The 13,632-nt window shown below is 67.5% G+C and carries 8 protein-coding genes; 2 read left to right on the top strand and 6 right to left on the bottom strand.

Annotated features, from left to right (window positions below; all coding sequences use genetic code 11):
- Positions 1-35 precede the first annotated feature (35 nt).
- The gene (locus J7J50_RS18485) at positions 36-1,544 is read right to left on the bottom strand and encodes an MATE family efflux transporter (RefSeq protein ID WP_215056874.1); all 1,509 of its coding nucleotides are present in this window, start codon (positions 1,542-1,544) and stop codon (positions 36-38) included.
- Between the two features lie 605 nt (positions 1,545-2,149).
- Between J7J50_RS18485 and J7J50_RS18480 the strand changes: the two genes are divergently transcribed.
- Positions 2,150-2,572, top strand: a complete 423-nt coding sequence (locus J7J50_RS18480) for an RNA-binding S4 domain-containing protein (RefSeq protein WP_215056910.1) — start codon at positions 2,150-2,152, stop codon at positions 2,570-2,572.
- Positions 2,573-2,672: 100 nt separating this feature from the next.
- Here J7J50_RS18480 and J7J50_RS18475 read toward each other — a convergent pair whose 3' ends face one another.
- The 5 genes from J7J50_RS18475 to mutS form a co-directional block, all read right to left on the bottom strand.
- Entirely contained in the window at positions 2,673-3,314 is a 642-nt protein-coding gene (locus J7J50_RS18475) for a DUF937 domain-containing protein (RefSeq protein ID WP_215056873.1), read from the bottom strand.
- 241 nt (positions 3,315-3,555) lie between these two features.
- Positions 3,556-5,736 carry a catalase/peroxidase HPI gene (gene katG, locus J7J50_RS18470; RefSeq protein WP_215056872.1) on the bottom strand — a complete coding sequence of 727 codons (2,181 nt, stop codon included), beginning with the start codon at positions 5,734-5,736 and terminating at the stop codon, positions 3,556-3,558.
- Between the two features lie 587 nt (positions 5,737-6,323).
- Positions 6,324-9,665 (bottom strand): AAA family ATPase, encoded by a 3,342-nt coding sequence (locus J7J50_RS18465; RefSeq protein WP_215056871.1) that lies wholly within the window; start codon positions 9,663-9,665, stop codon positions 6,324-6,326.
- A 178-nt stretch (positions 9,666-9,843) separates the two neighbouring features.
- Positions 9,844-9,969 (bottom strand): hypothetical protein, encoded by a 126-nt coding sequence (locus J7J50_RS25160; RefSeq protein WP_285222350.1) that lies wholly within the window; start codon positions 9,967-9,969, stop codon positions 9,844-9,846.
- A 508-nt stretch (positions 9,970-10,477) separates the two neighbouring features.
- Positions 10,478-13,081, bottom strand: a complete 2,604-nt coding sequence (gene mutS / locus J7J50_RS18460; protein WP_215060996.1) for a DNA mismatch repair protein MutS — start codon at positions 13,079-13,081, stop codon at positions 10,478-10,480.
- 130 nt (positions 13,082-13,211) lie between these two features.
- Here mutS and J7J50_RS18455 point away from each other — a divergent pair, with 130 nt between their 5' ends.
- Positions 13,212-13,424, top strand: a complete 213-nt coding sequence (locus J7J50_RS18455; protein ID WP_215060990.1) for a hypothetical protein — start codon at positions 13,212-13,214, stop codon at positions 13,422-13,424.
- Positions 13,425-13,632: the final 208 nt, after the last annotated feature.

Here is a 13,632-nt window from a genome sequence, read left to right as displayed (position 1 = left end):
CGTGGTCGCCGCGCTCATCGCCGGAGTCATGATCATCAGCGTGGACCAAGTCCGCGCGATTGTTCCTCCGGCGACATATCCGCCACCGGCGCCGGCGGTTGCGCCGGCACTTCGGCCGGCATCGCGATGCTCTGCGTCGCCACCGGCGCCGCCACGCGCTCGGGCGCGGCCATCATCCGCGCGCGGCGCCAGCCGCCCCAACGGTAATACGCCATCGACATCAGCATCGAGCACAGCGCACTGACCGGGAAACTCCACCACAGCGCGTCCATGCCGATCACCGGCTGCAGCAAGGTCGCGAACGGCACGCGGATGCCCCACAGCGCGAAGCCCAGGATCAGCAGCGGCGGTACCACCGCGCCGGTGGCGCGGACCACGCCGGAAATCACGAAGGTCACGCCGAAGAACAGGAACGACCACACCGCGATGTGGTTCAGATGGCGGGCGATTTCGAACGAAGCGCTGCCCTCGGGCAGGAACAGCGCCAGCGTGTAGCGGTCGAACAGGATCAGCGGCGCGATCAGCGCGCCGGTCATCAGGAAGTTGAACAAGGTACCGGTGCGCGCGGTCGCGCCGACCCGGTCCCAGCGTCCGGCGCCGACGCTTTGCGCGGCGATCGACGAGCACGCCGCGCCAATCGCCATCGCCGGCATCTGCACGTAGGTCCACAACTGCAGCGCGGCGCCGTAACCGGCCGCGGTGGTGGTGCCGTGGGCGTTGACCAGGCTGATCATCGCGATCATCGCCAGCGAGATCAGCACCATCTGCAGCCCCATCGGCACGCCCTTGACGATCAGCGCGCGCAGCACGCTCAGATCGATCTTGAGCAGGTGCGCATCCTTGCGTCCGAGCCACAGCACATGGCGCTTGCGCCGCAGGTGCAGCAGCATCGCCGCCAGGCTCAGGCCCTGGGCGAAGAAGGTGGACATGGCCGAACCGGCGATGCCGAACGCCGGTACCGGGCCCCAGCCGAAGATCAGCAGCGGATTGAGGACGATGTCGAGCGCCACCGACATCAGCAGGAAGCGGAACGGCGTGCGCGAATCGCCGGCGCCGCGCAGCGCCGCGGAGATGAAGGCGAAGGCGTAGATGAAGGGCATCGACAGGAAGATCACTTGCAGGTACTGCTCGGCCAGCGATAACGCCGGCGTCGGCGTGCCCATCGCGCGCAGCACTTTGTCGGCCATGAACCAGCCCAGGCAGGCGATCACCGCCGACAGGCTGATGAAGAACGTGGCGCTGGTGCCCATGATCTGGCGCGCCCGCGCGGTGTCGCGCGCGCCGATGGCCTGTCCGATCAGGATCGTCGCGGCCATGCCGATGCCGAACATCGAGCCGATCAGGAAGAACATGATCTTGTTGGCGTTGGCCGTCGCGGTCAGCGCGGCTTCGCCGAGGTAGCGGCCGACCCATATCGAGTTGATCGAACCGTTGAGCGATTGCGCGGCGTTGCCGGCCATGATCGGCAACGCGAAGGAGATCATGGTGCGGCCGATCGGGCCTTCGGTGAGCAGATGGCTGCCGCGAGGGGAACTGGAGGCCATGGCGGGGTCCGGGCGGGGATGGCGCAGTATGCCGGGATGGTGGGTTAGCGGACCGTGGTGTGTGCGGATGGGTGGGGTTGCGCGAAGAGCGAATCCCCCGCGCTGTCGGTTCGTCGCGGCTTTGCGGTTGCGCAGGGCGCTCGCCCCCTTTTTCAAAGGGGGCAATGTCCAACGCATGGTCGAAAAGAAAACCGAAACCACCTGGCCATTCGTCACCACCACCCAAGACGAATAAGTTCCCCCCCTTTGAAAAAGGGGGGGCAGGGGGGATTCGCTCTTACTCTTCCTTCATCAACCCCACCGCAAAAAAATCTCTCACCAGCGGCACTATCTATGGTGGGTTCGCGCGAAGAGCGAATCCCCCGCGCTGTTGGTTCGTCGCGGCTTTGCGGTTGCGCAGGACGCTCGCCCCCTTTTTCAAAGGGGGCAATGTCCAACGCATGGTCGAAAAGAAAACCGAAACCACCTGGCCCTTCGTCACCACCACCCAAGACGAATAAGTTCCCCCCTTTGAAAAAGGGGGGCAGGGGGGATTCGCTCTTGCTCTTCCTTCATCAACCCCACCGCAAAAAAATCCCTCACCAGCAGTGCTATCTTTCGTGCAGATGCCCCCTCAAGACCCAACCCCGCCCGCGCCGCAAACCGCCTCGGTCCGTCTCGACCTGTGGCTGTGGGCCGCGCGCTTCTTCAAGACCCGCAGCCTGGCGCGGCAGGCGGTCGAAACCGGCAAGGTCGATGTCGGCGGCCAGCGCGCCAAGGCGTCGCGCGCGTTGCGCGTCGGCGACACGCTGCGCATCGCGCGCGGCGAGGAAATCTTCGAAGTCGCGGTGACCGGTCTGAGCGATACCCGCGGCCCGGCCAGCGTGGCGCAGACGCTGTACGCCGAAACCGAAGCCTCGCGCGCGGCGCGCGAACAGGCGCGCGCGATGCGCGCGGCCGAGCGCAACGGCTACCGCGCCCCGGAGACCAAACCCGACAAGCGCGCGCGGCGCCTGATCAAGGCGCTCGGCGATATCGACGCGTTGTAGCGGCGCTCGCGCGCGCGACAACGCGCAATCGACAAGCACAAACGAAAACGGCTGCGCATCAGCGCAGCCGTTGGGGTTTCGCGAGGGATGAGTCCGGTGGTCAGCGCTGTCCGCCGCCGCCGAGCAGGCCGCCGCCGATCTTGAGCAGATCGCCCAGGCCGAGCTGGCCGTCGCCGTCCTGATCGAGCACCGAGCTGAGCAGGCCGCCGGCCGAACCCTGTTGCTGGATGCGCTGATGTTCCTGGCCGAGCACGTCGCCGAGTTGCTGCGGCGAGGCCGCGGCCTGGCCGCCGCCGGAGAACATGCGCTGCGCCAGATAGGACAGCACGATCGGCGCGAGCATCTTCAACAGCGCATTGGCTTGTCCGCCCTCCAGGCCGGTCGCCTGGCCGAGCCCCTGCGCCGCGGTCTCCTGACGGCCGCCGAAGATATGACCGAGGATGCCGGCACCGTCGGTCTGCGGGCTGCCGCCACCGCCGCCCAGCACCGCGCCGAGCACGCTGCCCAGGTCCAGGCCGCTGCTGGCCGCGGGCGCGGCATGGTCGCGCTGCAGCGCGCCGAACAACGCTTCGGCGCCCTGCGGCTGGCTGGCGTTGCGGCCGAGCGCGCCGAGCAGCAACGGCAGCGCCGCGCTCACCGCGCTCTGCGTCTGCGGCTGCGACAGGCCGAGCTGGCTGCCCAGTTGCGCCAGCGGCTGGCCCTGGAGTTGGTTGAGAAGATCGTCGGTCAGCGAGGCGCTCATGAAGGTAATTCCGGGTGCGAGGAACGCTGATGCTAGCGCCGGATCGTTAGTGCCGGGTGATGCCGGCCGCGACGCGGATGGGACGCCGCGCGCGGCGGTGGCGGGACGGTGTCCGGGCGATGCAACGCCGGCGCATCGATGGTGCGGGCCGGTCGCGGCGACGGCGCGTTCGCGCGCCGCGGAAAAAAAGACGCCCGGCCGATTCCGGCCGGGCGTGAAAGTCACACAGGGTTCGTCGAGATCAGTTCAGATCGAAGCGATCGGCGTTCATCACCTTGTCCCAGGCCGCGACGAAGTCGTGCACGAACTTCTCCTGCGCGTCGGAACTGCCGTAGACCTCGGCCAGCGCGCGCAACTGCGCGTGCGAACCGAAGATCAGGTCGGCGCGGGTGGCCGTCCACTTGGCCTGACCGGTCTTGCGGTCGCTGCCTTCGAACACGTCCTGCGCATCGGAGGTCGCCTTCCACTGCGTGCCGATGTCGAGCAGGTTGACGAAGAAGTCGTTGCTCAGCGTGTCCGCGCGCTGAGTGAACACGCCGTGCTTGCTCTGGCCGGCATTGGCGCCGAGCACGCGCAGGCCGCCGACCAGCACGGTCAACTCCGGCGCGCTCAGGTTCAACAACTGCGCCTTGTCGATCAGCAGGGCTTCGGTGCTGACGCCGAACTTGCCCTTGACGTAGTTGCGGAAGCCGTCGGCGAGCGGTTCGAGCGCTTCGAAGGAATGCACGTCGGTCTGCTCGGCGCTGGCGTCCATGCGGCCCGGGGCGAACGGCACCTTGACCGCGACCCCGGCGTTCTTCGCCGCCTGTTCGACGCCGGCGCCGCCGGCCAGCACGATCAGGTCGGCCAGCGAGACTTTCTTGCCGCCCGATTGCGCGGCGTTGAAATCTTTCTGGATGCCTTCCAGCACGGACAGCACCTTGGCCAGTTGTTCGGGCTGATTGACGTCCCAATCCTTCTGCGGCGCCAGGCGGATGCGCGCGCCGTTGGCGCCGCCGCGCTTGTCGGAGCCGCGGAACGTCGACGCCGACGCCCAGGCGGTGGACACCAACTGCGACAGCGGCAGTCCCGAGGCGAGGATCTTCGCCTTGAGCGTGGTGATGTCCTGCTCGTCGATCAACGCGTGATCGACCGCCGGAATCGGGTCCTGCCAGATCAGCACTTCGGCCGGAACTTCCGGGCCGAGGTAACGCGCGCGCGGGCCCATGTCGCGGTGGGTCAGCTTGAACCAGGCGCGGGCGAAGGCGTCGGCGAGCTGATCCGGGTTTTCGAAGAAACGCCGCGAAATCTTTTCGTAGGCCGGATCGAAGCGCAGCGACAGGTCGGTGGTGAGCATGGTCGGCGCGTGGCGCTTGTTCGGATCGTGCGCATCGGGAATGCTGCCCGCGCCCGCGCCGTCCTTCGCGATCCACTGGTGCGCGCCGGCCGGGCTCTTGCTCAGTTCCCATTCGAAGCCGAACAGATGGGTGAAGAACTGGTTGCTCCACTGCGTCGGCGTGCTGGTCCAGGTGACTTCCAGGCCGCTGGTGATCGCGTCGCCGCCCTTGCCGGTGCCGAAGCTGCTGGCCCAGCCCAGGCCTTGCTGGGCGATGTCGGCGCCCTCGGGCTCGCGACCGACGTGCGACTCGGGGCCGGCGCCGTGGGTCTTGCCGAAGGTGTGGCCGCCGGCGATCAGCGCCACCGTCTCTTCATCGTCCATGGCCATGCGCGCGAAGGTCTCGCGGATGTCGCGCGCCGCCGCGATCGGGTCGGGATTGCCGTTGGGGCCCTGCGGATTGACGTAGATCAGGCCCATCTGCACGGCGCCGAGCGGGTTCTCCAACTGGCGGTCGCCGCTGTAGCGCTTGTCGCCGAGCCAGGTGGTTTCCGTGCCCCAGTACACCGCGTCTTCCGGTTCCCACACATCGGCGCGGCCGCCGGCGAAGCCGAAGGTCTTGAAGCCCATCGACTCCAGCGCGACGTTGCCGGTGAGGATCAGCAGATCCGCCCAGGAAATCTTGTTGCCGTATTTCTGTTTGATCGGCCACAGCAGGCGGCGCGCCTTGTCGAGGTTGCCGTTGTCGGGCCAGCTGTTGAGCGGGGCGAAGCGCTGTTGCCCGGCGCCGGCGCCGCCGCGGCCGTCGGCGATGCGGTAGGTGCCCGCGCTATGCCAGGCCATGCGGATGAACAAGGGGCCGTAATGGCCGAAGTCGGCCGGCCACCAGTCCTGCGAATCGGTCATCAGCGCCAGCAGGTCCTGCTTGACCGCGGCCAGGTCGAGGGTCTTGAACGCCTGCGCGTAGTCGAAGTCCTGGCCCATCGGATCGGCTTGCGGGGTTTGCTGGTGCAGGATCTTGAGATCGAGTTGTTCCGGCCACCAATCGCGGTTCGACGTACCGCCGCCGGCGGCGTGGTTGAACGGGCACTTGCTTTCGTTTGACATGGGTTATCTGCCTTTGACGGTTGGATCCAACGACTGGGTTCGGTTGCGGGGCGCGGACGGCCGCAGCGGGCGGCCGACGCCGGCAGGCCGGCATGACGGCCCGCGCGGGCGCGAGGCTCAGGAGGGCGCCGGGCGGCCGGGCGGCCGATCGGTGCATGGCGCAGGCGAGCGGTGCCGGACGTCGCGAACCGAGGGGTCGAAGACCGCGGTGGATGCAATCGTGTGGCGTTCGTCGGGCTGGCTCATCGCTGGCGCTCCGTGTCACGAGGGGACTACGGGACGATAGATCGGGTCGATCCCTATGTGAAATCGATCCTTTCGACGTATCTGATAGGGGAGGGCTATGGTTGCGGCTGCGACGCCCATCCGCGCCGCAGGGGCGATGATGTAAGCCCGGCGATTGCCACGGTGTGACCGTGCGCGGGAATTGCGACTGATCGTTTAAGGCGACAGCGTGGTGCTTCGCAACATGCGCGGCGGGTTCGCCGCGGTGCGCCGCGCCGCATCAGCGAATGCGGGAGCGGCGCGAACCCCGGCTGGCGCCGCAAACAAAAGATCCCGTCATCGCGGCGCGAACGAACGCCGCCTCAGCTGCCCTGGATCACGTCGAATTCGCCCGCCAGCACGCGATCCAGGCGGCCGCTGCGCCAACCGCGCACGCCGTCGCGCACCAGCGGCGAGGGCGACTGGCGGTAACGCCGACAGATGCGCTTGTCGCCGTCGGACGCCGCCTGCGTCGCGCGCGCGCGGCCGGGCAGGTCGGGCGCGACCTGCACCGACAAGGTCACGCGGCGGGTAACGCCGTCGTCGAGTTCCTCGAACACATGCAGGCCCGATTCGCCGCGCAGCAGGTCGTAGGCGCCGAAGCCGCTGACCGCGAGCCAGGCCTTGCAGCACTCCGCGTCCTGGCGCAGCACTTCCACGCGCATGTTGCGGCGTTGCGCCCAGCCCAGGTACATCGACAGCAATTGCTGCCACCACAGGCGCAGGTCGGCGCCGAAGCGCAGATGGCCGGTGTCGTCGGTGTCGATCTCGATCAGCGCGTCCTGCGGCGTGTGTTCGCGCAGGCCGTCCACCGCCAGTCCGAGCAGGAACAGCAACTGCGCCATGCGTCCGGCGAATTCGTCGCTGCCGCGGTCCTGGCGCAGGCGCTGGCGCATGCGCTGGGCGGTGTCGAGCGCGCTTTCGATGCGGTCGCGGCGTTCGATCCGGTCGAGCACGCCGTGGCGATCGGCCGCCGACCAGAAGTCGGACTCGGCCATGCGCGCGTAATCGGCTTCGCGCGCGGCCACCCACTGCAGCGATTCGACCGTGGCGTCGAGTTCGTCCAGGCGCGCGTTCAAGCGCGCGATGGCTTCGGCGGACGAAGACGGCGCATAGACCAGATCGCGCAGATCGCCGGCCAGCGCCGGCGCGATGGTGTCGTCGGCGGGCGCGGCTTCCAGCGCCTGCGGCGCGTTCGGATCGATGAACACCACATCGAGCTTGTCGCCGGCGCTGCGCACGAACAGGAACTGATCGCCCTGCGGCGCGCGGTGTTCGACGATGCTGCGCGCCAGCGGCGCCAGCAGGTAGTGCTCGATCGCGCGCCGCAGCGGGCGCGCGCCCAGGTCCGGGGTGAAGCCGCGGTCGAGCAGGAACTCGATCGCCGACGGCTCCCATTCCACCGCCCAGTCGCGATTGCGCAGGCCGCGCCGGGTCAGCACCCGGCCCAGTTCCTTGTGCAGGATCTCGCGCATCAGGCTGCGATCGAGCGGATTGAACAGCACCACCCGGTCCAGGCGATTGATGAATTCGCGGCGGAAGGTTTCGAACAGGGCCTTCTCCACCGCGTCGCGCGAATACCCGCCGCGCACCGAGGTGAAGCCCGGGCCGGCGCTGCGCGAGATGGTCGAGCCGACGTTGCTGGTGAGGATGATGATGCTGTGGCGGAAGTCGGCGGTGTGGCCGCTGCGATCGCTCAGACGCGCATCGTCGAACACCTGCAGGAACAAGTCCCAGACCTTCGGGTGGGCTTTTTCGAATTCGTCCAGCAGCACCACCGAGAACGGCTGCTCGCGGATGCGCGAAGTCAGCGAACGCACGCCGCCTTGTCCGCCTTCGTCGGCGGTCAGGCGCCAGGCCGAGTCTTCCGACTGGAATTCGCTCATGTCCAGGCGCAGCAGGCGCTCGTCGCTGCCGAACAGCAATTCGCCCAGCGCCTTGGCCAGCTCGGTCTTGCCGGTGCCGGTGGGGCCGGCGAACAGGAACACGCCGATGGGGCGGCCGTTATCGGTCAGCCCGGCCTTGAGCATGGCGATGCGGTCGAGCAGGGCATCGACGGCTTCGTCCTGGCCGATCACGCGCTGGCGGAAGAACGCGCGCAGCCGGTCCAGGTCCAGGCTCTGGCGATCGTCGATGACCTCCAGCGGCAAACCGCTGCGCTGGGCGATGGTGGCGAGCAGGCGCTCGGCGTCGAGCGGCAGTTGCGCCGGCTCCTGCGCGCACGCGGTCTGCAGCGCATCGCCGAGCAGACGCAGCAGCCGGCCGGGTTCCTGCTGTTCGGGAAAATACTGCGCGGCCATGCGCGCGGCTTCGGCCAGCGTGCGCGCGTCGGCGACCGCGCGGCCCAGGCGCGCGCTTTCGATGCGCGCCCATTCGGCCGCGATCGGCTCCAGCGCCGGCGCTTCGGTCGGAGCCAGGTTGAGAATTTCGAAGTGATGCTTGATCACCGGCCGCGCGACCAGCAACTGGGCGAGCTGGCGCGGCGTGATTTCGCCGATCACGCGCAAGCGGCCGCGTTCGATCGCCGGCAGCACCAGATCGAGCAGGCCGCGCGGATCGCGCGAGTGCGAGCCCTTGGCCAGCAGGTCGAAGAACTCCGGCGCGCGCCACAGCGCGCGCTTGCGGTCGAGCACCGACAGCATTTCGCGCACGCGTTCTTCCAACTCGCCGATGTAGCTCTGGCCGGACAGGATTTCGGCGGCCGAAGCTTCGAACACCAGCCAGCCGTCGGCGAGCAGACGTTCGCTGAGCAGGTCGATCAGCACGCTCTTGCCGACCCCGTGTTCGCCCGACACCAGCACCGAGGCGGCGTCGTCGCCGCTGAGCAGTTCGTGCAGGCGTTCGAGCTGGCGCGCGAGCGCGTCGTGGGCGATGCGCACCTGCGGTTTGGGCGCGGCGTTGACCCGGCCGAAGGCGCCGAGCACGCGGCCTTCGCGGCGCGCGCTGGCGGCGCGGTCCACTTGCTCCAGCAGCGGCTGCAGCGCCGGCGAATTGAAGCGCTTGAGCGTCTCGCGCAACTGGTTGGCCTGGTTTTCCTCGATCTCGTCGAGCGCCGGCGCCGCCGGGGCGTCGCCGAACTGCTCCGCCCACTGCAGGTAGTCGCGCACTTGCTGGCGCACCGGCGCGAAGTCCCACCACCACGCCTGCGCATGCCGCATCAGCCGCGGCAGCGCTTGCGCGTCCTCGCGGGTGCGCAAGTGTTCAATCAGGAAGTGCAGCGGATAACCGCCGAACTGGCCGGCGTGGTCGATGATCGGGTCGAGCGCGACATCGCCGCGGCGCGGCAGCGCCTTGGTGATCATCGACTGCAGCACGTAGCCGGTGCCGCTGAGTTGGCGCAGCAGTTCGTCGGCGTCGAAGGCGCCGCTGGCGATCAGCTCCACGCCCTGGTGGAACTCGGGCAGGGCGAGCAGATCCTGCGGGCGCTGGATGCGATCGTCGACGGCGTCGATTTCGCGCACCAACCGAAAAAGTTGATCCTGAGAAGATTCGATCGTTTCCGAAGCCGTATCGACCGGTGCCTTGGCTTCATCCAGCCCCGATCGCGAAGACTCCTCCGCCACAGGCGCGGCCGTGTCCGCGACCGCCGCTCGAGTCTCGGGGCGGTAAAGACGAGCGAGGATCAGGCCGGTCAATACGCCGACGACGAGCAACAATGCTTCCACACAACCTCCCGGTCTCCATTCCGGGCGACAGTTTAGCGGGTCGCTCGCGGGCGGGATTGGGACGCAGAGCCGATCGGCGATCGGGTACAAAAGCGTCGGGGCTGAAGCCCCTCCCACAAAAGATCGCGAAGCCGCGAGGTCTTTTGTGGGAGGGGCTTCAGCCCCGAATGCCTTTCGCTCAGATCGCTTCGCAAGCCAACCTCAAGCCAGCGCCCTGATCCGACGCCGCTCGGGCATCGGGGCGATAAAGACGAGCGAGAATCAGGCCGGTCAATACGCCGACGACGAGCAACAATGCTTCCACACAACCTCCCGGTCTCCATTCGGGGCGACAGTTTAGCGGGTCGCTCGCGGGCGGGATTGGGACGCAGAGCCGATCGGCGATCGGGTACAAAAGCGTCGGGGCTGAAGCCCCTCCCACAAAAGATCGCGAAGCCGCGAGGTCTTTTGTAGGAGGGGCTTCAGCCCCGAAAGCCTTTCGCTCAGATCGCTTCGCAAGCCAACCTCAAGCCAGCGCCTTGATCCGACGCCGCTTGGGCATCGGGGCGACAAAGACGAGCGAGGATCAGGCCGGTCAATACGCCGACGACGAGCAACAATGCTTCCACACAACCTCCCGGTCTCCATTCCGGGCGATAGTTTAGCGGGTCGCTCGCGGGCGGGATTGGGACGCAGAGCCGATCGGCGATCGGATACAAAAGCGTCGGGGCTGCTGAAGCCCCTCCCACAAAAGATCGCGAAGCCGCGAGGTCTTTTGTAGGAGGGGCTTCAGCCCCGAAAGCCTTTCGCTCAGATCGCTTCGCGAGCCAACCTCAAGCCAGCGCCTTGATCCGATACAAGGCTTCCAACGCCTGCTTCGGCGTCAGCTCATCCGGATCGACCTCGGCCAAGGCATCCAACGCCGCGGACGACGCCGGCGCGAACAGGCCGAACTGCTGCGGCGCATCCAGCGCGGCCTTGGCGAAGGACGGCTTGGGCGTGTCGCGGCCCTGTTGCTCCAGTTCGATCAAGCGTCCGCGCGCCTGCTTCACCACCGACTTGGGCAAGCCGGCCAGTGCGGCGACCTGCAGGCCGAAGCTGCGATCGGCCGGGCCGTCCTTGACCGCGTGCATGAACACCAGTTGCTCGCCGTGCTCGACCGCGTCCAGATGCACGTTGGCGATGCCGTTGCCCGGTTCGGCCAGCGCGGTGAGTTCGAAATAATGCGTGGCGAACAAGGTGTAGGCGCGGTTGCTGTGGGCCAGATGGCGCGCGCAGGCTTCGGCCAGGGCCAGACCGTCGTAGGTCGAGGTGCCGCGGCCGATTTCGTCCATCAGCACCAACGACTGGTCGGTGGCGTGATGCAGGATGTAGCTGGTCTCGCTCATCTCGACCATGAAGGTCGATTGGCCGCGGGCCAGATCGTCGCCGGCGCCGATGCGGGTGAGGATGCGGTCGATCGGCCCGAGCACCGCGCGCGCGGCCGGGACGAAGCTGCCGATATGCGCCAGCAGCACGATCAAGGCGTTCTGGCGCATGTAAGTGGACTTACCGCCCATGTTCGGGCCGGTGATGACCAGCATGCGGCGTCCGTTGTCTTCATCCAGGATCAGGTCGTTGGGTTCGAACGGTTCCTTGCGCACCGCCTCCACCACCGGATGGCGGCCGCGCTCGATGCGCAAGCCCGGCGATTCGGCCAACTCCGGTCGCGACCAGTCGAGCGAAGCGGCGCGTTCGGCGAAGGCGCACAGCACGTCCAGTTCCGACAGCGCGCCGGCGCAGCGCTTGAGCGCTTCCAGGCGTTCGTTGAGCGCGTCCAGCAGTTGTTCGTACAACAGGCGCTCGCGCGCCAGCGAACGCTCGCGCGCGGACAGCACCTTGTCTTCGAACTGCTTGAGTTCTTCCGTGATGTAGCGCTCGGCGTTGCTCAGGGTCTGGCGGCGGGTGTAGTGCGTGGGGGCTTTGTCGGACTGCGCCTTGCTGATTTCCAGGTAATAGCCGTGCACGCGGTTGTAGCCGACCTTGAGCGTCGGGATGCCGCTGCTGGCGCGTTCGCGCGCTTCCAGATCGACCAGGAACTGGTCGGCGTTGGTCGACAGCGTGCGCAGTTCGTCGAGCTCGGCGTCGAAGCCGGCGGCGAACACGCCGCCGTCGCGCGCCAGCACCGGCGGCTGCGGCACGATCGCCTGCGCCAGCAGATAGGCGTGTTCGTCGTGTTCGCCGAGCGAGGCGCACAGTTCGTTGAGGCGCGGCGCGTCGAGCGGGCTGAGGATCTTGCGCACGTCGGGCAGCAGGCCCAGGCCGTCGCGCAAGGTGGACAGGTCGCGCGGACGCGCGCTGCGCAGGGCGATGCGCGAGAGGATGCGTTCCAGATCGCCGAGCGCGCGGAAGCGCTCGCGCACGTCGTCGCCGGCGCGGCTTTCGATCAGCGTCGCCACGGCCTGATGGCGATGGCGCAGCACGCCGCGCTCGCGCAGCGGGCGATGCAGCCAGCGCCGCAGCAGGCGTCCGCCCATCGGCGTGACCGTGCTGTCGAGCACGCCGAGCAAGGTGGTGCGGCTGTCGCCGTCGATGCGGCTGTCGAGTTCCAGATGGCGGCGGGTGGCCGCGTTCATCGCGATCGCGCCGTCGCCGGATTCGATCGCGATCGAGGTCAGGTGCGGCAGGCGCTGCTTCTGGGTTTCTTCCACATAGCCCAGCAGCGCGGCCGCGGCGGCGGTGGCCAGCGGCTTGTCTTCCAGGCCGAAGCCGGACAGATCGTGCAGGCCGAAGAAGCGCAGCAACTGGCGGCGGCCGCTGTCCACGTCGAACAGCCACGGCGGACGCCGGCGCATGCCGTTGCGTTCGGCCAGGAACGGGGCCCAGCCGTCTTCGTCCGGCATCAGCACTTCGGCCGGTTCCAGGCGGGCGATTTCGGCTTCCAGCGCGTCCTCGCTGGCGACTTCGTTGACCAGGAAGCGGCCGGCGGCCAGATCGGCCCAGGCGATGCCGTAGCCGTGCTTGCCGCGCGAGACCGCCAGCAGCAGGGTGTCGCGGCGTTCGTTGAGCAGGGCTTCGTCGGTGACCGTGCCCGGGGTGATCACGCGCACGACTTTGCGTTCGACGATGCCCTTGGCCAGGGCCGGGTCGCCGATCTGTTCGCAGATCGCCACCGATTCGCCGAGCGCGACCAGACGCGCCAGATAGCCTTCGGCCGAATGGTGCGGGACGCCGGCCATCGGGATCGGCTGGCCGGCCGAGGCGCCGCGCTGGGTCAGGGTGATGTCGAGCAGTCGCGCCGCCTTGCGGGCGTCGTCGTAGAACAATTCGTAGAAATCGCCCATGCGGAAGAACAGCAGCACATCGGGGTGCTCTGCCTTGGCGGCGAAGAACTGCTTCATCAGCGGGGTGTGCTCTTCGGACCCCGAGGCTGAGCTGGCTTTCTGGTTTTTTTGCATCTGATTCAAGGTTTTATGATTTTTTTAGTTCGGCGCAATGCACGCAAGTATGGACAACCGAGGGCGTTTAGACACGCCGCCGTGCAGCGCCGGTCCAGCAGACGGCAACGTCGGGGTGATGATAGGGAACATGCAGCTACCCATGGAAAGTACGCGGTCCATCAAGGCGGTGCTCAACGCGGCCATGATCGAGGAACCGCTTTCTTTCGCCCGTATTCCTGTAATCGGCGGCACGGGCAAGATCGTCAATTCTGCCCCGAATACGGGGCACAAGCGCTATGCGATCTTCGATAGCCATCGGGAGCGCACTACGAAGCAACGGCGCACGCAACTCTCTACCTAGGCCGCGGCTATGGACTTCGGTCTGCGTGGGTGTGGACTTGTTGCGCTCGGTTGTAACGCGTTGGTGACAGCCGTTATCGCGCGCTCGCTTTCCTGAGCCTGATACGGGCTGAGTGGGAGATGCGAGCTTCGGAATGCTCTGGTGTAATGTTATTATGTTTCATCTGCGGCGGGTGGCTGCGATGGGCGATCGACTGCCATCGCGCCAG

Source organism: Lysobacter sp. ISL-50 (assembly GCF_018612875.1).
In the GTDB taxonomy this organism is placed as follows: domain Bacteria; phylum Pseudomonadota; class Gammaproteobacteria; order Xanthomonadales; family Xanthomonadaceae; genus Lysobacter.
This window is presented reverse-complemented; position numbering and strand designations above follow the sequence as displayed.

Excerpts from the sequence above, each read along its gene's own strand:
- J7J50_RS18485 (WP_215056874.1), bottom strand. The coding sequence starts at position 1,544 with ATGGCCTCCAGTTCCCCTCGCGGCAGCCATCTGCTCACCGAAGGCCCG.
- J7J50_RS18480 (WP_215056910.1), top strand. The coding sequence starts at position 2,150 with ATGCCCCCTCAAGACCCAACCCCGCCCGCGCCGCAAACCGCCTCGGTC.
- J7J50_RS18475 (WP_215056873.1), bottom strand. The coding sequence starts at position 3,314 with ATGAGCGCCTCGCTGACCGACGATCTTCTCAACCAACTCCAGGGCCAG.
- katG (WP_215056872.1), bottom strand. The coding sequence starts at position 5,736 with ATGTCAAACGAAAGCAAGTGCCCGTTCAACCACGCCGCCGGCGGCGGT.
- mutS (WP_215060996.1), bottom strand. The coding sequence starts at position 13,081 with ATGCAAAAAAACCAGAAAGCCAGCTCAGCCTCGGGGTCCGAAGAGCAC.
- J7J50_RS18455 (WP_215060990.1), top strand. The coding sequence starts at position 13,212 with ATGCAGCTACCCATGGAAAGTACGCGGTCCATCAAGGCGGTGCTCAAC.